15 protein-coding genes are annotated in these 19,882 nt (G+C 53.5%); 3 read left to right on the top strand and 12 right to left on the bottom strand.

The window, feature by feature from the left end; translation table 11 throughout:
- Positions 1-60: 60 nt before the first annotated feature.
- The 3 genes from ACI0FJ_RS11885 to ACI0FJ_RS11875 all read right to left on the bottom strand — a co-directional run bounded on the left by ACI0FJ_RS11885 (position 61) and on the right by ACI0FJ_RS11875 (position 4,970).
- A complete protein-coding gene (locus ACI0FJ_RS11885) occupies positions 61-486 on the bottom strand; it encodes a hypothetical protein (RefSeq protein ID WP_424303617.1) in 426 nt (141 codons plus the stop codon).
- Positions 487-660: 174 nt separating this feature from the next.
- Positions 661-3,489: a molybdopterin-dependent aldehyde oxidoreductase gene (locus ACI0FJ_RS11880; RefSeq protein WP_424303614.1), complete on the bottom strand. Its 2,829-nt coding sequence runs from the start codon at positions 3,487-3,489 to the stop codon at positions 661-663.
- 869 nt (positions 3,490-4,358) lie between these two features.
- Positions 4,359-4,970, bottom strand: coding sequence for a TetR/AcrR family transcriptional regulator (locus tag ACI0FJ_RS11875; RefSeq protein ID WP_424303611.1), 612 nt, complete (start codon positions 4,968-4,970; stop codon positions 4,359-4,361).
- A gap of 146 nt (positions 4,971-5,116) precedes the next feature.
- On the opposite strand from ACI0FJ_RS11875, the gene ACI0FJ_RS11870 reads away from it, so the two are divergent.
- Together ACI0FJ_RS11870 and ACI0FJ_RS11865 are read left to right on the top strand one after the other, a co-directional pair.
- On the top strand, positions 5,117-6,604 hold the full coding sequence (locus tag ACI0FJ_RS11870; RefSeq protein WP_424303608.1) for an MFS transporter: 1,488 nt from the start codon (positions 5,117-5,119) through the stop codon (positions 6,602-6,604).
- Positions 6,605-7,197: 593 nt separating this feature from the next.
- Positions 7,198-9,003 carry a sensor domain-containing diguanylate cyclase gene (locus tag ACI0FJ_RS11865; RefSeq protein WP_424303605.1) on the top strand — a complete coding sequence of 602 codons (1,806 nt, stop codon included), beginning with the start codon at positions 7,198-7,200 and terminating at the stop codon, positions 9,001-9,003.
- Between the two features lie 240 nt (positions 9,004-9,243).
- On the opposite strand, the gene ACI0FJ_RS11860 is transcribed toward ACI0FJ_RS11865, so the two are convergent.
- Positions 9,244-9,645: a GFA family protein gene (locus tag ACI0FJ_RS11860; RefSeq protein WP_424303602.1), complete on the bottom strand. Its 402-nt coding sequence runs from the start codon at positions 9,643-9,645 to the stop codon at positions 9,244-9,246.
- Positions 9,646-9,894: 249 nt separating this feature from the next.
- Positions 9,895-10,467 carry a flavodoxin family protein gene (locus ACI0FJ_RS11855; RefSeq protein WP_424303599.1) on the bottom strand — a complete coding sequence of 191 codons (573 nt, stop codon included), beginning with the start codon at positions 10,465-10,467 and terminating at the stop codon, positions 9,895-9,897.
- Between the two features lie 196 nt (positions 10,468-10,663).
- Here ACI0FJ_RS11855 and ACI0FJ_RS11850 point away from each other — a divergent pair, with 196 nt between their 5' ends.
- Positions 10,664-11,239 carry a TetR/AcrR family transcriptional regulator gene (locus tag ACI0FJ_RS11850; protein WP_424303596.1) on the top strand — a complete coding sequence of 192 codons (576 nt, stop codon included), beginning with the start codon at positions 10,664-10,666 and terminating at the stop codon, positions 11,237-11,239.
- Positions 11,240-11,350: 111 nt separating this feature from the next.
- On the opposite strand, the gene ACI0FJ_RS11845 is transcribed toward ACI0FJ_RS11850, so the two are convergent.
- The 7 genes from ACI0FJ_RS11845 to ACI0FJ_RS11815 form a co-directional block, all read right to left on the bottom strand.
- A protein-coding gene (locus ACI0FJ_RS11845) for an IS3 family transposase (protein WP_424297970.1) occupies positions 11,351-12,582 on the bottom strand; the annotation gives its coding sequence in 2 pieces (ribosomal slippage) (positions 11,351-12,228 and positions 12,228-12,582; 1,233 coding nt in all).
- 128 nt (positions 12,583-12,710) lie between these two features.
- Positions 12,711-13,967 carry a peptidase T gene (gene pepT, locus ACI0FJ_RS11840; protein ID WP_424303593.1) on the bottom strand — a complete coding sequence of 419 codons (1,257 nt, stop codon included), beginning with the start codon at positions 13,965-13,967 and terminating at the stop codon, positions 12,711-12,713.
- 66 nt (positions 13,968-14,033) lie between these two features.
- Positions 14,034-15,005 carry an ABC transporter ATP-binding protein gene (locus ACI0FJ_RS11835; RefSeq protein ID WP_424303590.1) on the bottom strand — a complete coding sequence of 324 codons (972 nt, stop codon included), beginning with the start codon at positions 15,003-15,005 and terminating at the stop codon, positions 14,034-14,036.
- Positions 15,002-15,976, bottom strand: coding sequence for an ABC transporter ATP-binding protein (locus ACI0FJ_RS11830; RefSeq protein WP_424303587.1), 975 nt, complete (start codon positions 15,974-15,976; stop codon positions 15,002-15,004). The genes ACI0FJ_RS11835 and ACI0FJ_RS11830 overlap by 4 nt, the downstream gene beginning before the upstream one ends.
- A gap of 70 nt (positions 15,977-16,046) precedes the next feature.
- On the bottom strand, positions 16,047-16,898 hold the full coding sequence (locus ACI0FJ_RS11825; protein ID WP_424303584.1) for an ABC transporter permease: 852 nt from the start codon (positions 16,896-16,898) through the stop codon (positions 16,047-16,049).
- A 13-nt stretch (positions 16,899-16,911) separates the two neighbouring features.
- The gene (nikB, locus tag ACI0FJ_RS11820; RefSeq protein ID WP_424303581.1) at positions 16,912-17,841 is read right to left on the bottom strand and encodes a nickel ABC transporter permease; all 930 of its coding nucleotides are present in this window, start codon (positions 17,839-17,841) and stop codon (positions 16,912-16,914) included.
- Between the two features lie 459 nt (positions 17,842-18,300).
- Entirely contained in the window at positions 18,301-19,842 is a 1,542-nt protein-coding gene (locus tag ACI0FJ_RS11815; protein WP_424303578.1) for an ABC transporter substrate-binding protein, read from the bottom strand.
- Positions 19,843-19,882: the final 40 nt, after the last annotated feature.

Below are 19,882 nucleotides of genomic sequence, written 5' to 3'. Positions count from 1 at the left end.
ACAGCAAATGATTTCTCAACCCATTGGGAGGAAGGACTTCCCATTTTGCACCACCGATGGTCATCCCGCTTGAAGATAAAAAAACAATGCCATGTAACAGGCAATTGCTAAACTCATGCGTTTCCCAATTGCATTGCGCGACTGGGCATAAAGCCAGGAAAAAAGGCTTTTCACTTCAAAAAAATCCGACAAAAACCCCGCACAAGAAATATCAATGGCTAGAATTAGTGTGTCATACAAAGGTACTATTGACAATCTGACCAGTCCAGATTTCTTACCATCCCGGTAAGCCCGCATGGAAAGGAACTTCTGAAATACTGGGACATCTTCTGCCCAGAGAGGATATACGGGGTGCCGAAATACTTTGTCTGGCAAGGCTTCAATGAGACAAGAAGAGAGTGACGCCGAATGCAAAAAAGGGAGACCCTTAGCAAGGGTCTCCCTTTTCAGGCTGCTGACAAAGGCACGATAGCGTCGTTGCCTCAAAAAACTCAACCCCTCGCGTATCAGGAAATACGTGTCAGCCTTGAGTTTTTCTTACGCCTCGCTCTCGCACCTTTTTGAGCAGCCTGGAAGATTTAACTTTGTAATCAATCTAAAAGGAAGCCCCTCAACAAGGGCTCCCTTTTAGATATTGCCGAAGCATTCATGTTTTCGCGATTATATGCTCACAGGATTGTTGCGTAACTCTTCAAGTTTTTCATGCATGTTGCTTCCCAGATAATAAGCTGGATTGGGCTTGAGAGTTCCGCCGCTCTTCAGCACCTTGAGTCCTTCCAACACCTTTTCCGGTGTGGCGGGCAACTCATAGATACGGACCTTTGTGGCATTGTATATGGCGTTGATAATCGAGACATGCGAAGATGTCAGGGAGAGTTCCGCGCAACCGCCAGAGCCGAACGGACCGCTCGGCCTGGGTGTTTCCGTATACTCCAGCTCTATTTCATCAGGAACATCCTTTATGTAAGGAAATCCCTGAGCCATCAACGTGGTGTCCTTTTTCGGATCATCGAAGTTTTCGCTGAGTGCCAATCCAACGCCCTGGGCAATACCGCCGTACATTTGGCCATCCACGGCAAGGCGGTTACCGATAACGCCGAAATCAGCATGCAACGTCATTTTCAGTACCTTGGTCTTACCGGTCTCGGTGTCCACCTCGACCTCGGCCATGAATACGCCATAGGTATGGGTGGGATTGGGGTCACCCTGCATTGTGTTGAGGTCGCAGGGCGAGGAATATCCAACCGTTGAAGCTGTCCCGCGGTATTTCAGAGCAATCCCCTCATCGACCATCTCCTGATATGTTCTGAATGTGCCGTCGTCCTTGCGCATGGCCTCCATAAGCTTGTTGGCACCGTCGATGGTCGCCTTGCCCGCCATATAATGAGAACGGCTGCCAGCTGCGGCACCAGTGTTCGGCGTGATGGCGGTATCGTTCATGACCAGACGAATCTGATCCGGCTTCAGCCCCAACGGTTTGAATGCCTCATGCGCCAGCGACAATGCGCCGATATCTGCGCCCTGTCCCACATCGTGCCACCCGCTGTAGTGGGTGACGGTGCCGTCAGGGTTCAATTCCACATCGATTTCCGCAGTATCGTTTGCAGAAAACGAACAATCATACATTCCCAACGAAATGCCCACACCCCGCTTCTTGGTAGAAGTGGATTCCTTTTGGGCGCGTTTCAACGCCGCTTCATATTTGGGCCGCATTTTTTCGATGAGCGTGGGAAACGGATGCACATCCATCTCACAACCGGAGGTCATCGTTGTTCCGGGGCGGTAGGTATTGATGTAGCGGAACTCCAAGGGGTCCATGCCTATTTTTTCGGCCATCATGTCGGCCAGGGATTCGCTCGCCATGAGTGCCTGGGGCGAACCAAAAGCCCGGAAGGCGGTTCCCCAGGCATGATTGGAGGCACATATCCTGCCGACACCACGTATATTGGGGAAATAGAGCCCCGCACCGCACCAGCGAAACCCCTTTTCAATCAGCGGATCGGACGTACCGTCATGGTATGCCCCATGATCGAAGAGGAAGTCATATTCCATTGCCTGCAACTTGCCGTCCGCATCCGCCGCCATTTTTACATTGAAATAGCCGGTGGAGCGCTTGCCGCTAAAGAAACTTTGCTGATCATAATTCAGATGCAAACAGACCGGGCCTTCCATAACAACGGCGGCAGCCAGCAGCAGTCCTTCAGTTATCGGGCTTATTTTGGAACCGAAACTCCCGCCGCCGGGATTGGAAATCACACGGATCTTCTCCATGGGCAGGCCCACAGCATCACCAATCATTAACGGAACAGCCTGAAGAAACTGGTGTTTACTCTGCACCGTATACCCACCCTCCTCGTTGGGGTAGGCGAGGCCCACGTCGGGTTCAAGCACCAGATGAGGCTGACGCTGCACAAAGAACCCTCCCTCCACCACATATGGAGCGGATTCCATGATCGGTGCAGTCTCTTCCCCTTTGATGCACGGCATCTCGCAATACATGTTCGGAGTCCCGGGATGAATCTCCACGGCATCGTCCGCAATTGCGGAAAGGCCATCCATGTACGCCGACAGCACCTCGTATTCGACCTTTACGGCGTCTGCCGCAGCCCGGGCATGCGCCTCGGTGTCTGCCACAACGATGGCCACCACATCCCCATATTGGCAAATCTTGTCGCTGTTCAACAGCTGCCTTTCAAAGCCGTCGCTTTTGTTGGTCGGCGAAAAGGTCAGCCCATTGACCCGGTTGGTGCCTTTGATGTCCTTGTGAGTGATGACTTTTTGGACCCCCGGCATGGTGGCCGCTTCCGCTGTGTCAATGGAAAGGATGTTGGCATGGGAAACATCCGCGTGCTTTAGCGCCAGATGCAATACACCGTCGGGAAGCTTGCTGTTGATATCGGCACCGTAGTCGCAAACACCGGTCACCTTGGCCAAAGCCGTTGGCTTGGGACACGCCGTGTTGTAAATTCGTTGGTCCTCGGGAATCTGAAACGCCAACTCTTCCATGGTTATTTCGTTGCGAAGGACCTTGGCTGCGGACATGACCGCATCAACCAATGGCTTGTACCCTGTGCAGCGACATGCATTACGGTGTTTTTGGAACCAGTCGCGCACTTCCTTCCGGGTGGGAGAAACATTGGTGTCCAGCAATCCTTTTGCTGAAACAATGAATCCGGGAGAACAGATACCGCATTGTGCGCCGCCGTGTACCAACCAGGCCAGTTGCAGCGGGTGCAGGTTGGTAGGGGTGCCGATCCCTTCAATGGTGACGACCTTGCTGAATTCCTTCACCTTCCCCATCTTTTTAGTGCAGGCGCGGATGACTTTTCCGTCAAGGAGCACGGAACAGATGCCGCACTGGCCGGTCTCACAACCGACCTTGGTGCCGGTGAGGCCCATACTGCGTAAGCGCTCGGCCAAAGATTCATCGGGATCATAGACAATAAGGCAGTCTGCATTGTTGATATTCAGGACCATTTTTCTCAGCATGATTTAAACTCCTTGGTAAAGTATCATGTCTTTGAGGCACAAGGACCTTTCTTTTCCGGATGAAATATCTATTTTCAGAAGGGAGCAGGAGGGACTGTTCCACCCCACCCTCCGCCTGGATGGAAGCCAGCGCCATACCGGGCTTCCACAGTCACGAAGACATGCTGCGCATATCCATTCGCGGCATTTCAAAATACAATTGCAACCATTCAGCAAGTCTGGTGCCAGCGATCAAAAGTGGAGAGCCTCTTCAAGATGAGATACGGGAGGTTATTTTGCATAACTGTTCGAAAAAGTTATAAAAAATGATGTGTCACGGTTATTGGAAAAAGCGTGACAACGCTCCTGTAATTCTGTCTACGCTGTATCACACCGTGGCCCCATACATATGTGCTCTTTCTTGCAGAGAACACACAAAACATTATCTATTTACCTGGAAAAAAAGGATATTTTGAATAAGGCAGACACGATTCAATCAGGGAAGCAGTGTATCAATGTGTTACAGGGGACTGTACGCTGTATCACAGAAGGGCGTGTTCTCTTCTGACGAGCCTGAGATGTATTAAGAAATGGTCCATACTACACAGACTGGCATGGCATGGTATTCAAGAGGCCGTGGGGTCGATTCCCTCCAGCTCCACCACGAAGATATGGGCTTGGAAGATCTTGTCTTTTAAGCCTTTTTTCGTGGGATGCACCAAAGAATATTCAGATGGAATTGGTTGGATGGAGGTGGAAGGGCTTCCGGATTCCAGGCCAACGCACCGCTCCATTTGTTCTACCAACCAAAGCTACTTCTGGGCAAAGTTGGTCAGGTCTTTACACATGTTTTCAGCCGGTTGCTGCCGGACCGAGCTGGCGCGTAGAGCCTACAGGAGTAAACGGCGTAACGAATCGCTTGTTTGTTCAGTAACCGCAGTTGTATCTTCGAGATTCCTGGCAATGGCGTCATCCATAACGCCGTGTATTGCCGAGTAGATTATTGTGGCGGTCAGGTGGGGGGAAGCAAGCGTCCATGCCCCCTGCGCAACACCTTCCTCCAACAACTGCTCAATCTGTCGGGTGATTGCCACGCGGTCTTCATTGGTTTTTTGGGTATGCACCGAGTGGTAGACCAAATTATGTAAGGCGACTGTTGAGAGATATTTCTCCGCATAGGCGTGAATCCAGGCATGAAACCTTTTGTCTGCCTGGCTGGCGGGAAAGGCTTTGACTTCTGCATCGACAGTATCCAGGAACCATCGAGTGTAGCGACTTCTGAGCGCGTCGAGAACTTCGTTTTTGGACTTGAAATAATGGTAAAAACCACCCTTTGAGAGATTTGCTGCCTCAAGGATGTCGTTTACCGTTGCAGCTTCGTATCCCTTTTTCAAGAAGACTGCCTCAGCCGTGTCGAGCAGGAACATACGGCGTGTTTCCCTCACACTTGGCTGCCCATCCATCTGCTTGGGCGCTGTACGCCCACTGTCTTTCTGGCTCATGCTGAATATCCCTCGTATCAATTAAGATTTCATTCTCACAGCCAAGCAAGGAAATCAAAGTGAAACATATTTACAGACCGACGGTCGGTTTGTTATCGCTTACTCAAATGAACCAACCTTAAAGCCAATTTCATTTGGGGTTTTAGATGAATAAAAAAATGCTGGCACTCGTTGCGGCTGCCTATCTCGGAACATTCATGGCGACTTTGGATATCAGTATCGTAAACGTGGCTCTTCCCGCCATCCAACAAAGTCTCGGCGTATCCATGGGGGGGATGCAATGGATTATTGATGCCTACGCTGTTTGTCTTGCCGCTTTTTTGCTTGCCGCTGGCGGATTAAGTTGCCGGTTCGGCATGAAGCGGGTTTGGATGCTGGGCATAGCGGGTTTTGTTCTTTCTTCATTTGCATGTTCGGTGGCTGACAGTCTCGACCTGTTACTCCTTGGACGAGGTTTCCAGGGCGTTTTTGCGGCTTTGATCATTCCAGGTGCACTTTCGATTATTTTCCATTCCTTCAAAGATGCGCGCGCGAGATCGCGCATTGTCGGCGGCTGGTCGGCATGCACGGCAATCGCCTTGATCTGCGGACCTGGGCTTGGTGGCCTCCTGGTAGATACTGTCGGGTGGGAGGGAATCTTCATTCTCAATATTCCGATTGGGGCCGTTACGCTGTTTCTTGGTGGCTGGGGGATAGACGAATTTGTCACGGAAGAGCGTCTCCCTCTTGATATCGCCGGGCAGGTCGTGAGTGTTTTGTTCATTGGCGGCATGGTTTACGCTCTGATCGAAGCCGGTGGCGCAGGCGGTGGCGTAGGCGGTGGCTTAACGCCGGTGGTTTTGGCCACTTTTTCAATCTCCCTGGTTTTGTTGCCGGTGTTCTTTTTCGTTGAAAAAAGGGCTGTTCAGCCTCTGGTCCCTTTTTCACTTTTCAAGTCCTCGGCATTCTCCTTGTCGAACCTCGCCTCTTTTATCTTGGGCTTTTCATACTATAGCAGCCTGTTCTTTTTATCTCTTTTCTTTCAGGAGGCTCAGGGATTGAGCGCGACGCAAGCTGGTAGCCGGATGGTGCCGGCTTTTGCCTTCACCGCGATAGCGTCGTTCCTGTTCGGAAGGCTGAGCGCACGGGTCTCAGGCCACAAGCTTTTCGTGGCAAGCTATCTCCTGATCGGAATTGCCATGAGTGCGCTTGGGTTCTCAAGTGCGACAACGCCATATTGGTATACCGGACTTTGCCTCTGCCTGCTGGGAGTTGGAAGTGGGCTTGCCGTTCCTGCCACCAGTATCAGTGTGCTGAAACATGCGGATAGCGGGAACCTTTCGATTGCATCATCTGTTATGAACGCGCTCAGGCAGGCAGGGATGGCATTCGGCATTGCGATTCTGGGCTCAATAATGAATATCGCGTCTCTTTTTTCCGCGAGGGAAAAATTGTCTGCAGCAGGTGTGGAAGATGCTGTCTCGAGGGCTCACTCACTCATGTTGGGAAGACAACCCATTGGACAGCATGAAATTGACATGTATCACACTGCGACTGCATATGGTTTCAATTGGGCCATGTTCCTTGCCGGAGGAGCTTGCCTCGCCGTTGGAGTCGTTCTTGCTCTGCACGGGAGTCGATGCAGACAAAATTGACGCTTCCAGAATGCGCTGGGGGGGGATGGAGATTGTTTTCAGGATCTCTTTGAGAGGCATGCCCGCCCGGTGAACCTTGGGCCACCGGCGCCACAAGGTTCACCGGGATTTTGCCAGATTGCTCCAGGATTCTGATAAGAGTGTTTACAAGTGTGGAAAAAAAATTATAGAATCAAATAGGTTGAACATTCGCCACATGGCATTCAAGAGGCCGGGAGTGCAATTCTCCTCAGCTTCACCCCAAATTTTCCTACTCCTCGGCTGAGGTACTCAGTTCTTTCTTAAAATAATCAACGCCCATGCTTTGGGCTTCGTGATTGCTTTCCACACTCGACTTCCTTCAGCTCCAATGAGCCAACCAAGCCTCTTGTCTTGAGTGCTGAGCCAATGAAGACACATGCACAAAAGTTATCTCGTTGTCTTATTCGGCTCACTTTTGACCATTCGTGATGGGATATATCTATTGGTCAGGGAAGGCGAATGGCGTTAAAGTGACCGACAGATATTTCATTTGGAAATATGGATTCAAATTTAATGGCAGCGTGGAAAATGCCAAACATTTTTTTTCAGGCTGTTAATACTAACGTAAGAATATGCGTATTAAATATATCTTTTTATGTCTTTCTGTTCTTCTTATTGGAATATTGGTGCCAACTTTAGGCTTTTCTCAAGGGAGTGCTCTTCCGAGCTATGATGTAGCTGAAGAAAACAAAGCATTTGACTCTTTCAAGGTCTACTTTGTCACGGATGATACAAATCAATTGGATGTTGAAGATATTGCATCAGGGAAAGTTGAAGGCGTATTGACGTCATCTCGGGTCTACACAAAATATAAATCTGTTAATTATTGGCTGTGTTTTACCCTTAACAATCAATCACAAACAAAAATTACTCGTATCGTGAGCCTGGATGAGCCTTACTATGATGAGGTCGACTTGTTTTTCCGGTCTGAAGGAGTAGCATATAGGGAGTCTGCCGGACTCCGCGTCCCCCTGAAAAGCCGATCCGTTTACAATCAAAATCCTATTTTTCTGGTTAAACTCGATCCTGGTCAGTCTGCTACCATCTACATCAGACTGCATTCTGAATATGGCATGTTGATAGCCGGGTGTTATGTTGACTCGGTTTCTACTTTTATAGAGCGTAGCCAAATAGCAACGGCATGGACCTTTATCTATTTCGGCTTTTTATTGGCAATTATATTATATAACATGTTTTTGTTTCTCTTGCTAAGAGGAAAAGTATACGCGTACTATATATTGCACGGTGTATTTTTTGCTGTTTTTGTTTCTATTCATATGGGTATCGATCTTTATACTGGAATTAGTCCGATTTGGCATTATCGACTTACTGCAGCGATAAGCCTTGTGTTGGTTTTTATTGTCTTATTTAGCAGAGAGCTGCTTCAAACAAAAAAGAATATACCGAAAATTGACAAAATGCTGGTGGCTATAACCACCATGGCGTTCATTGTCGGAATCGCAAGTGCAATTAATATTTCATATTATCCTATTCTGACAGTTGTTGCTTTACCATCGTATCTTTTTTTGCTTTTTGTAGGGATATACGCATGGTTCAAGCGTATTGATCTGGCTCAATACTATGTTTTGAGTATGAGTTTGTATTTTGGGGGAATTGTCCTGCTTTCGCTCCTTTTCCTGGGAATCATTCCATACAACGCCATTACACGGAATGCCTACCTGCTTGGCTCGATGGCAGAATTGACAATTTTCTCGCTTGCTCTGGGGCATCGCCTGAAATTACTGCAAAGACAGAATTTAGTATATCAGCAACAGTTGCTCTCTGCAGAAAGGGAAAACAAGGAGCGGTTGGAAGCTGAAGTTGCAGTACAAACCGCTGAACTTCGACGGGCAAACATTGAACTTGATCGTCTGGCAAGGCACGATGGATTGACTGGTTTGGCAAATCGACGTTTTTTAGATGAATGTCTGCACAATGCATTGCAAAAAATGAAACGCGATAATAAACCAATATCCGTCATTATGTGCGACATTGATTATTTCAAGGCTTTTAATGATTATTATGGACATCAGCAAGGCGACGAATGCCTCATGCTTGTTGCCAAGGTTATTCAGTCGAATCTGCAACGGCCTTTGGACCTGGCTGCTCGCTACGGCGGGGAAGAATTTCTTCTATTGCTACCGGACACCGATGTGGAAGGTGCAATGCATGTGGCAACAGCAATAAAAACTGCGTTGTCCAAAGCAGCCATGAAACATGCAAAGTCAATGGTTTCCAACGTGGTCACCATGTCATACGGTGTCGCATCAATGGTTCCCACAGTGGAACTTTCATCCGAATCACTTGTGTCTTGTGCTGATAAAGCACTCTATGCTGCCAAAAATACCGGCCGGGATAGAATTTGTCTCGCAGAATAGATCTTGTGAATAAATACAGAGTGGTGCGCTAGGTCGGCACATGCCGCTGGATACGATTACGATCTGGTGGGGCAAGTTTCTTGGGACAGCCAGCAAGGCATGATCGTGGTGGGAATTTGCCAGGATTGGCCTGTGGCATTCAATGGGCCATGGATTCCGTCGTTTGCAGCTTTAGGATTTCCGACGCCAGGGATTTCCTTTCAGAATTGCTGCTTGTGCGGAAGACTCTTCGGGAAATTCTTACTCCGGCAGCTCCTTGAACGTGGGGAGCTTCTCCAAGTCCTTGTCCCAATTGGCCTTGCGTGAAACAAAGATGTGGGCATCGGGCCCAATTGGCGTGTCGCAGTCGAGGCTGCCCGCTGGCACCACCAGCAGCTTGCCTTCCATCTGGATGTTCGGCAGGGCCGAGCCACACTGGCTGCAAAAGCTCTTTATGTGGCCGGTTTCGTTGAAGTTGAAGGTCTTCACCATGTCCTGGCCCGACAGCCAGCGCAGGATTGCCGTGGACGAGAACATGTTGGCTGCGTGGGCAGACCCGGTATCCTTGCGGCACCGCTCGCAGTGGCAAAGATAAAAGTTCTCGAATTCGCCTTCAACCTCGAAGGTTACCTTGCCGCAAAGGCACGATCCAGCATATTTCACGCCACACCTCCATACGTCGAGGGGGTATCTTACCGATGTTGCCCACCTTATCAAAGTGAAAACCGCCATGGCGCTCCGTGTCCGCTCACAAAGCCTTATCATGGATCTGTCCACGCGACACGTAGCATGGCGGGCATGGCCCGCCATGCGCCGCAAAATGAACACAATACAACAGACTCCTGTAAATCCGAGGCAATCGCAAGGCCAAAGCGGCCAGAAGCTGCCAGACGAGGTAAGACGCTGGCTGGACTATGCCCCCATAAGACCTTCTGCGATCTTGATGGCTTCGGCCTGGAACGAAGAAACATCCTCATCGGGGCGGCCGCTCATAAGCCCAGTGGCCCGAATGATCTTCAGGTCGTATCCGTAGAGACCAAGAATGCTCTGGTAGCGTTCGGCAATTTCCGCGTGTTTTCCCTCCACATCTCCCTGGCTGAGAATGAAAAGAGCGGTTTTTCCCTTGGGAATGCGGGAAGTGAAAGGGGAGTCCGAAGTATAATCCACATGCACATGCGACCATGTTCTGTCGAAGAATTGCTTGAACTGGCCGGAAACATCGCCAAAATAGATGGGGCTTGAAAACACGGTAACATCCGCCGTGCGCATGGCATCCAGGGCAGGTGTCAGTTCGTCTTCCAGCACGCAATGATCCAGTTTTGTGTGACACCGTTCACAGGCCTGGCAGCCTTTGTAGGAAAGGGCGTTCAGGTAAAAATTTTCCACCTCGGCCCCGTTTTCCTGCATCTTTTCGGTAAATGCCTTGGCAATGCGGGCGCTGGTCCCGTTCTTTCTGGGGCTGCCCAAAATGGTGACGACTTTCATAGTTTTCCTTTTGGTTGAATGGCTTGTTTGTATTTTAGGTCGATCGACCTAATTTGCTTCAGCGCAATAATTAGGTCGCGCGACCTATAATGTCAACTCGGCGCAGAAAGGTTTTTTTTATGCTGCTGAACGCCTTGACATGCTAGGTCAACTGACCCAAATAAAGGAAGAATGGCGCTAACCAAAGGAGACGGCCGTGCCTTGCAATGCGGATAACAAACACAACCCCAAAATTTCGCTTCTCATTGATCACGCTCTTGAGGTCCTTCGGGATCATGGGGAGCAGGGGATGTCCATGCGGAAGGTGGCGGCAAAGGCCGGGATGTCTTTGGGAAACCTGCAATACTATTTCAAAAACAAGGATGAGCTGCTGGCCGGGGTGGTGGACGAGTACTTCGACCGCTGCGCTTTGCATTACAACACGGCATTTGCCGAGCGTTGTCCGGAGGGAAGGCGCGAGACAATAGAGTTTCTGGTGCGCTACGGCATGGCCTATGCCGATTCGGAGATCGGAAAGGTCTTCCGCGAGCTGTGGGGAATTGCCGCCAGAAACAAGACAATCGCCGGCCATATGGACGACTACTATCGGGAATATACTGTTGAGCTCGCGCAGGTGCTTGCTCCTTTCGCCAAAAGCCCGGACTGCGTTTCCAGAGTGGTGAGCCTTATGCTTCCTTTTGTTGAAGGATATGGTCTTGTTGCCGGTTCGCTGCCGTCGAGCACGGAAGAGCTTACCGAATTTATTGTGAATATCGTTGATTCGAGTCTGTAAGAGCTGGATTTTATCGGGGGGCACGGCATTCAACAAACCGTGGATTCAAATTTCTTGCCTTCCACCGGGTGAGGCGTCCTAACTTAGGTTGACGTTTTTTGAAGGTTTCACTCAGGCTGTGGGGCTAGCCCCACAGCCTGATTCGTGTACATCGTTTGGCGTTCTCATTCCCAGGCTGAGATGTGGCCGTTGTGAGTTGTATATCTCAACGGATTCCCTCACCAGAGTATTGAGTTCCGCAAAGTCGTTGCATTTGGCAAACATAAACTCTTGCTTCAGAATACCATTCATCCGTTCCGCCAGGGCATTTTGATAGCAGTCATAACCATCTGTCATGGACGGAACCATTCCGGATTGTTGGAGCTTTTTCTGGTAAACCGAAGAAGCGTATTGGAGCCCTCGATCTGAGTGGTGAATCGTATTCACCTTCCTTCGCTTATTTTTGACTGCCGCGTCCAGTGCTTTGGTTGTGCTTTCCGCTCCGAGATCCCGACTCACGTTGTATCCCATTATCTTCCGGCTGAATGCATCTGTAACCAGCGAAAGGTAACACGTTTGCTCGCGTGTCTTTACGTAGGTTATATCGCTTACGAACACCTGCTCAGGACATTTGGGCTGAACATCTTCCAACAGATTGGGATGTTTTTTTAGCCAATGTTTCGAGTTGGTTGTCTTTGTGTAGTTCTTTCTTCGCTTGATGAGCATGTGCTCTCGCCGCAGCAGCGAAAACAATCCATCACGTCCGAGCTTGATTCCCTTTGCAGAAAATGCGTCCTTTAACAGGTAGTACAGCTTTCTGGTTCCAAGGCGGGGCATCCTGGCCCGCACGTTCAGGACCATGTTTTTTGCCTCCTGAGACATGGCTTCTCGTGCATCATGGCGTTTTTCAGCCTGATACACGGACTGCCGACTAACCCCGAGCTGCCTGCAACAAGCAGACAAGCTTATTTGTCTTTCTTTCTGAAGACTTCGTGCAGCTCGGGGGTAAGTTTTTTTCTTATTGAAGTCCCAAGCTCGCGGTCGGAAATCTCAATCATTTTATTGAGAAGCATGGTCTTGATCTTTTCTTCCTCAAGCTCTTTCTCCAGCCGCTTGATCTTCTGGGCCGGTGTTTCTTTGGCTTTTGGGGCTTTGCGGGAATGTACCATGGGCCTGCTCCAATCAAGGGTGCCGTGTTTTCTGAGCCACTTCAGCACAGTGCTTCGCCCTTGAATACCATAAAGAGCCTGAGCCTGCTTGTACGTCATCTCGCCTTTTTCAACCTGGGCCACGACGGACAATTTAAAGGCCATCGTGTAGTCACGCTGAGTTCGCTTTACTCGCTGTTTTTCTTGAGCATCCATAAAATAGGTCCTTTGGGTGTCAACCTATTTCAGGACGGGACAGGGCAAAACAAAAGGCCTGGCAGGTAATCCTGCCAGGCCTTTTGTATGGAATATGGTGTCTAACGGGACTTCGCAGTCAGTCGCGATCAGCCCTCGGCGCTTTCGGCCCAGTAGCGAACCACGCGGGCGCAGATCAGCAGGGCCTTGTCCATGTCCTGGATGCTGACCCATTCCATGGGCCCGTGCGGGGCCTGCATGCCGCAGAAGATGTTGGGGGTCGGGATGCCTTTTTCGGTCATTATGGACCCGTCGGTGCCGCCCCGGAAGGCGAGCATATTGGGGGGCATCCCCTCGTCCGCATAGGCTTTTTTCGCCAGGTCCACGGGGCGCGGATCATCCTTCAGCCAGTAGCGCATGTTCCGGTACTGCGGTGTCACGGTGCAGGTGATGCGGGCTCTGGGCTCGGTGCTATTGACCGTGGCGCAGATGGTTTCCAGCAGCTCGGCCTGGGCCTTCAGCCCGTCCATCTCGAAATCGCGCAGGTTCAGGATCATGTCGGCTTCGGCGGCGTTGCCGGAGATGCCTTCCATGAAGATGAAGCCCTGGCGGCCCTCGGTGGATTCGGGGCTGAGATGGTCCTTGGGCAGCAGGTGGACGATCTTGGCTGCCAGATAGAGCGCGTTGACCAGGCGGTCCTTGGCGCAGCAGGTGTGGATGGAGACGCCCTTGATGTTGATGACGGCCCTGTCGGCGGAAAAGGTCTCGGCCACGAGGTCGCCGGGGTTTTCCCCATCCAGGGTGTAGGCAAAGTCGGCCTTGAGGTCCCGGACCATGGCGTCGCTTACGCCGCGGCCTATTTCCTCGTCCGGGGTGAAGCAGATGCGGATGTCGCCCCGGGGAATTTCAGGGTGGGCCTTCAAGTGGTCGATGAGCCCCATGATGATGGCAATGCCCGCCTTGTCGTCAGCGCCCAGCAGGGTGGTGCCGCTTGCCGTGACAATGGTGTCGCCCTTTTTGCTCTTCAGGTACGGCTGCATGGCCGGATCGATGACCACGGCCGGGTCGTCGGGAAGAACAATGGGGTTGCCGTCCCAATTGCGGTGAACCAGCGGGACCACGCCCTTGGCATAAAAGGACGGGGCAGTGTCCACATGGGCCACAAAGGCGATGGTCGGGACTTTTTTGTCTTGAACGTTGCCTTTGAGGGTGCCGAAGACCACGCCGTAGTCCGTGAGTTCCGCGTCCTCGATGCCCAGCTCCTTCAACTCGCCCACGAGCATCCGGGACAGGTCGAGCTGGCACGCGGTGCTGGGGGCGGTGGAAGATTCGGGATCGCTTTGCGTGTCCACCTTGCAGTAGCGGACAAACCGCTGTTCCAATACGTCAATTCGTGATTCGGACATGTCTTGCTCCTTTGGATGCAGCCGGTCCGGTATTGTTTTGCTAGCCTGCTAGGCCTGCGAGGTCTGCTAGGCCTGCCCGGCCATTTCCCGGGCCACGATGTGGCAGGCCACAAAATGGTTCGGGCTCACTTCCGTAAGGCCCGGTGTTTCGCAGGTGCAGGCGTCTATTTTGTTGAAGTAGCAGCGGCCTGCGAAGCGGCACCCGGCGGGCGGGTTGATGGGGCTTGGCACGTCGCCTTCCAGAATGATGCGGTTGTGCACCAGGTTCGGGTTCGGCACGGTGATGGCCGAAAGCAGCGCCTTGGTATAGGCGTGCAGCGGGTTGGTGAAAATGGTCTTGTAGTCGGCCAGTTCCACAATGCGGCCCAGGTACATGACCGCAATACGGTCCGAGACGTGGTGGACCACCGAGAGGTCGTGGGAGATGAACAGGTAGGTCAGCCCCATTTCCTTTTGCAGGTTGTCCAGCAGGTTGAGCACCTGCGCCTGGATGCAGACGTCCAGGGCCGATACAGGTTCGTCCAGCACGATGAACTCGGGGTTCAGGGCCAGTGCCCGGGCAATGCCGACGCGCTGGCGTCTGCCGCCGTCCAGTTCGTGCGGGTAGGCGTTTTCCAGGCTTTTGCTCAGCCCGACGATGTCCGAGAGTTCCCGGACGCGTTTGGCGCGCTCGGCTGAGGACCCTATCCCCTTCACGTCGAGCGGTTCGGCAATAAGGTCGGCCACGCACAGCCGCGGGTTGAGGCTTGAATACGGGTCCTGAAAGACCATCTGCATCTTGGAGCGCAGCGCCTTCACCTCGCGGCGGGAGGGACGCAGAATGTCCTGCCCGCCAATGATGACCTGGCCGTCGGAAGGCTCCAGAAGCCGGATGGCGGCGCGGCCGGTGGTGGATTTGCCACAGCCGGATTCGCCCACAAGCCCCAGGGTTTCCCCTTTTTCTATGCCAAAGGAGACGTCGTCCACCGCGTGCAGCGGGCCTTTGCGCGTCTCAAAGTATTTTTTCAGGTTTTTGACCTGTACGAACGGCTCGCTCATGCGGCACCTCCTTCCAGAAAACAGGCGACCATATGTCCGTCGCTCACGGTCACCGGCTTGGGCGCTTCCACTTTGCAGCGTTCCATGGCGTGGGAACAGCGCGGGTGAAAGGGACAGCCGGGCGGCATGTTGGTGGGTTCGGGCGGAAGTCCGGGAATGACGGCCAGAGACTCCCTCTCCTCTTCGACGTTGGGAATGGAGGCGAAGAGTCCCTTGGTGTAGGGGTGTCTGGGGTCGTTGTAGAGCGAGATGGTGTCGGCCTGCTCCACAACGCGGCCCGCGTACATGATGGCCACGTGGTCGCAGGTTTCGGCCACAATGCCGAGATCGTGGGTGATCATGATCATGGCCGTATTGAACTTTTTCTTGAGGTTCTTCATCAGCTCAAGGACCTGAGCCTGGATGGTGACGTCCAGGGCGGTGGTCGGTTCGTCGGCAATGAGCAGGGCCGGGTTGCAGGCCAGGGCAATGGCAATAACCACGCGCTGCTTCATGCCGCCGCTGAACTGGTGGGGGTATTCCCCGGCCCGGTCGGGCTGAATGCCGACCGTTTCGAGCATGGCCAGTGCCCGCTTGAGCGATTCCTGCTTGGAGACCTTGTTGTGCAGGGCGATCATTTCGGCGACCTGCTCGTCCACGGGCATGATCGGGTTCAGAGAGGTCATGGGGTCCTGGAAGATCATGGCGATTTTGCCGCCGCGTACCTTGCGCATGACCGAATCGGACGTCTTGAGCAGGTCCGTGCCTTCAAAGAATATTTCGCCGCCGGTGATCTTGCCGGGGGGGGAGGCAATGAGGCGCATGATGGACATGGCCATGGTGGTCTTGCCCGCCCCTGTTTCGCCCACCAGGCCCAGTGTCTGGCCTTCCCTGACGTCGAGGTTCAGGCCGGAAACCGCCTGTACCGTGCCGCTGTCCGAAGTGTAGCGGACATCGAGGTTGCGGATGGATAACAATGATGTGTTCGACATATATTGTGACTCCCGTAGCAGGGGGTAAAATCGGTCTCGTACCGGGCGGGGGATTCCCGCCTGGAATTGGTTAGTTGCGCAGTTTCGGGTCCAGGGCGTCCCGCAGTCCGTCTCCCAGGAAGTTCAGGCCAAGGATGGTGATCATGATGGCCATGCCCGGGAATATGGTCATGTAGGGATAGTCCCGGATGAATTCCCTGCCGCCGGAGAGCATTGCACCCCACTCGGGCGTGGGTGGCTCCAGGCCAAGGCCGATGAAGCTCAGACCGGCGGCGATGAGAATGGCGAAGGCCACACCCAGGGTCGCCTGGACGATGATGGGCGCAAGGCAGTTGGGCAGGATGTGCTTGAAGATGATGCGCAAATCGCTTGAACCAACGGAAATGGCCGCTTCCACAAATTCCTGGTCCCGGATGGAGAGGACCGAGGCCCGCACGAGCCGGGCGTATTGCGGGATGGCGGCGATACCGACGGCCAGCATGAGGTTGAACAGGCCGGGGCCCAGAGAGGCTGCCACGGAAATGGCCAGCAGAAGCTGGGGAATGGACAGCAAAACGTCCATGAAACGCATGATGATGTTGTCTATCTTGCCGCCGTAGTAGCCTGCCACTGCACCGAGGAAACCGCCCACGGCAACGGAGAAGCCCACGGCCACGAAGCCGACCTGCAGCGAGATGCGGCTGCCGAAGATGATGCGGCTCAGGATATCCCGGCCGAATTCGTCGGTGCCGAACCAGTGCGTCATGGACGGGCCTTCCAGCGTGGCGAAGAGGTCCTGCTCGTCGTAGGGAAAAGGAGCGATGACGTTGGCGAACAATGCGGTGAGCAGAAGGCATACAAGAATTGCCAGGCCGAACAGGGCCATGCGGTTTTTCCTGAGCCGGACAAAGACCTGCCCCCAAAGTGATTTTCTGTTGTTCATTATGACAGATCCTTTACACGTACTGCGATTTGATGCGGGGATCGAGCCACGCGTAAATCAGGTCCACGCCGAGGTTGACCAGACAGAAGGCCAGGGCAATGAAGAGCACGCCGCCCTGCACCATGGGGTAGTCGCGCATTTCAATGGAGTTGACCATCAGCCGTCCAAGTCCCGGCAGGGAAAAGATGATTTCGGTAAGCACCGCGCCGCCCAGAAGGATGCCGAACTGGATGCCGGCAATGGTGACGACCGGGACCAGGGCGTTGGGCAGGGCGTGTTTTCTGATGACCACGCTTTCTTTCTGGCCCTTGGCGCGCGCTGTACAGATGTAGTCCTGGCGGACGACTTCGAGCATGGAGGAGCGGGTCATGCGGGTGATGATGGCCACGCTTTGCAGCCCCAGGGTGACCGAGGGCATGATCATGGCCGATAAAGAGTCGAAGCCCGATGGAGGCAGCCAGTTCAGTTCGACCGTGAAGAGGAGGATCATCAGCAACCCCAGCCAGAAGACGGGCATTGATATGCCTATCATGGCGAACAGGGTCACGATGTTGTCGAAAATGGAGTATTGCTTCACGGCGGTGACAATGCCGCAGGGAATGCCGACCAGCAGGGCTATGGCCATGGCCATGGCGGAGAGCTTCAGGGTGACGGGAAAGGCCGTCATGATTTCGCTCAGAACCGGGCGTTTGGTGATGTAGGAACGGCCTATGTCGCCCTCCACCACGGCGTTGTACACATACCGCCCGAACTGAACCAGGAAGGGATCGTTAAGGCCCATTTCCTGGCGCAGGTGGTCAACGTCCGCCTGCGGTGCCTGCTCGCCGAGCACCATCCGCGCCGGGTCGCCCGGGGTGACGTAGAGCATGAGAAAGACGATGAAGGCGACGCCCAGGATCACGGGGACCAGCATGGCACAACGTCTCAGGATATATCCAAACACAGGGAACTCCTTGTGGATTCGCCCGGCGTCCGGCTTCGGTGGGGAAATCCCCAGTAGGGAAATCCCCGGTGGGGAAAGCTCCGGCAGCGGAAGGTCCCGGTAACAGAAGTCCGAATACGCGCGGGCGAGGGAAATGCTGTTGAAAAAAAACGTCAAACTGCGTGTTGCCGCCTACCAGGGTGCACGCCCCGGTTCATGCTTCGCCGTTTCCATGTGCGGCGCAGGGGCTTTCGGAAACAGGCAAGGGCGGCCGTAGTCACCTTTTGCTGCTGCCAAGGGCGCGCTGGCGTGGTTGCCTTAAAAAAATACAACCCCTCGAAGGGGTGGGAACTACGCGTCAGCCTTGTGTCTTTGGGCGAGCACGGATTTCTTTGTATCTCGCACCTTTTTGAGCAGCCAGCAGATTGAAGTTTGTAATCACTCCGGGGCGACCAAGGCCGCCCCGGAGTGCGTCATGTGTTATTTCGCGAGTTTGACCTTGTACAGGGCATGGAAGCCGAACGGGCTGGGAGTAAAGCCTGTAATGTAGTTCTGCAGGCCAAAAGCATACCTTTTGTTCGCCAGGGGCACCCAGGGGGCCTTCTCGTACAGCTCTTTCTGGATTTCAAAGTACATGGCCTTGCGTTCCGGTCCGTCGGGCGTAACGCGGGCAGTGGCAAGCAGCTTGTCCACTTCGGGATCGCTGAAGGCGGCGAAGTTGTTGCCGCCGACCTGCGAGGAGTGGAAGGTCGGGTAGACGGCCATGTCCGGGTCCGGGGTCTGGCAGGTCCAGCCGACGAGGAAGAGCTGATGCTTGAATTCCTTCAGCCCCTGCAGGTAGGCGCCCCATTCCAGAACCTGAATCTTCACTGTTACGCCGATTTTCTTGAGCTGGGCCTGGATGATGGTGGCCATGTCCACGCGGACCTTCTTGGAGTTGGTCCACAGCGAGACGGTCAGGCCATCGGGATATCCGGCTTCGGCCAGCAGTTTCTTGGCTGCGGCAATGTCGGCCTTGGGCACTTCACGGCTGGGATCGGCGTACTTGACGTTGGGCGCGATGACGCCGGCGGCGGGGAAGGCGTTGCCGCGGAAGACGGCCTTCACGCTGGCCGGGATGTTGATGGCCTTGAAAATGGCCTGGCGCAGCTTGACGTTGTCAAAAGGCGGCTTGCTGCAGTTGAAGCCGAGGTAGGTGACGGAGTTGTCCACCAGGGTGGCAAGCTTGAGGTTCGGATCGGCCTTGACGCGGGAAATATCCAGCGAGGAGAGCTCGAAGGCGATATCCACATTGCCGCTTTCCAGCTCGATGGTGCGGTTGGAAGCCTCGGGGATGACGCGCAGGACCATGTGTTTGAACTCGGGCTTTTCGCCGTGGTAGTCCTCGAAGCGGTCCAGCTCCATGCGGTTGCCCTTTTTCCAGGTCACGAGCTTGTAGGGGCCGGTGCCGACGGGCTTGAAGCCGTAGTCGTCGCCAGCGGCTTCAACGGCCTTCTGGTTGAGAATGACGCCGCCGCCGAAGTGGGTCAGCGAGGCCAGGAAGGAGCTCATGGGTTCCTTGGTCTTCACCTCAAAGGTGTACTCGTCGATCTTTTTGAAACCATTGGGATCGATGGCACCCATGATGTGGCGGACTGCGGCGCCCTTTTCGTAGGCGCGCTTGAGGCTGTAGATGGCGTCGTCGGAAGTAAGGGTTTCGCCGTTGTGAAATTTGACGCCCTTTTTCAGGGTGAACCGGTACGTTTTGGGATCGACGCGTTCGATCTTTTCGGCCAGGGAAGGCACAACATCACCATTGTCGCCAATGGTCACGAGGGTTTCGTATATCTGGCGCATGGCGTTGGAAGACGCCACGTCGTTGGTCATGTAGGGGTCGAGGGTTTTGGCGTCGTAGGTGGTGGCCACGGCCAGGGTGTCGGGGTGGTTGGATGTACGGGCCATTGCACAGGGCGCAACCGCGAAGCAGAAAAGCAGGGCCGGCACAAGCCATTTTGCCGCAATTTTCGTCAAGTTGAATTTCATCAAATCCTCCATAAAGTACTCAAATAAATGTTCCACCCAT

The sequence above is a fragment of the Desulfovibrio sp. 7SRBS1 genome (assembly GCF_049723905.1).
Taxonomy (GTDB): domain Bacteria; phylum Desulfobacterota; class Desulfovibrionia; order Desulfovibrionales; family Desulfovibrionaceae.
Note: the sequence above shows the minus strand (reverse complement) of the source record. Positions and strands in the feature narration are given on the sequence as shown.

Coding starts and splice junctions, on each gene's coding strand:
- ACI0FJ_RS11880 (WP_424303614.1), bottom strand. CDS start 3,489: ATGCTGAGAAAAATGGTCCTGAATATCAACAATGCAGACTGCCTTATT.
- ACI0FJ_RS11875 (WP_424303611.1), bottom strand. CDS start 4,970: ATGAGCCAGAAAGACAGTGGGCGTACAGCGCCCAAGCAGATGGATGGG.
- ACI0FJ_RS11870 (WP_424303608.1), top strand. CDS start 5,117: ATGAATAAAAAAATGCTGGCACTCGTTGCGGCTGCCTATCTCGGAACA.
- ACI0FJ_RS11865 (WP_424303605.1), top strand. CDS start 7,198: ATGCGTATTAAATATATCTTTTTATGTCTTTCTGTTCTTCTTATTGGA.
- ACI0FJ_RS11855 (WP_424303599.1), bottom strand. CDS start 10,467: ATGAAAGTCGTCACCATTTTGGGCAGCCCCAGAAAGAACGGGACCAGC.
- pepT (WP_424303593.1), bottom strand. CDS start 13,967: ATGTCCGAATCACGAATTGACGTATTGGAACAGCGGTTTGTCCGCTAC.
- ACI0FJ_RS11835 (WP_424303590.1), bottom strand. CDS start 15,005: ATGAGCGAGCCGTTCGTACAGGTCAAAAACCTGAAAAAATACTTTGAG.
- ACI0FJ_RS11830 (WP_424303587.1), bottom strand. CDS start 15,976: ATGTCGAACACATCATTGTTATCCATCCGCAACCTCGATGTCCGCTAC.
- ACI0FJ_RS11825 (WP_424303584.1), bottom strand. CDS start 16,898: ATGAACAACAGAAAATCACTTTGGGGGCAGGTCTTTGTCCGGCTCAGG.
- ACI0FJ_RS11815 (WP_424303578.1), bottom strand. CDS start 19,842: ATGAAATTCAACTTGACGAAAATTGCGGCAAAATGGCTTGTGCCGGCC.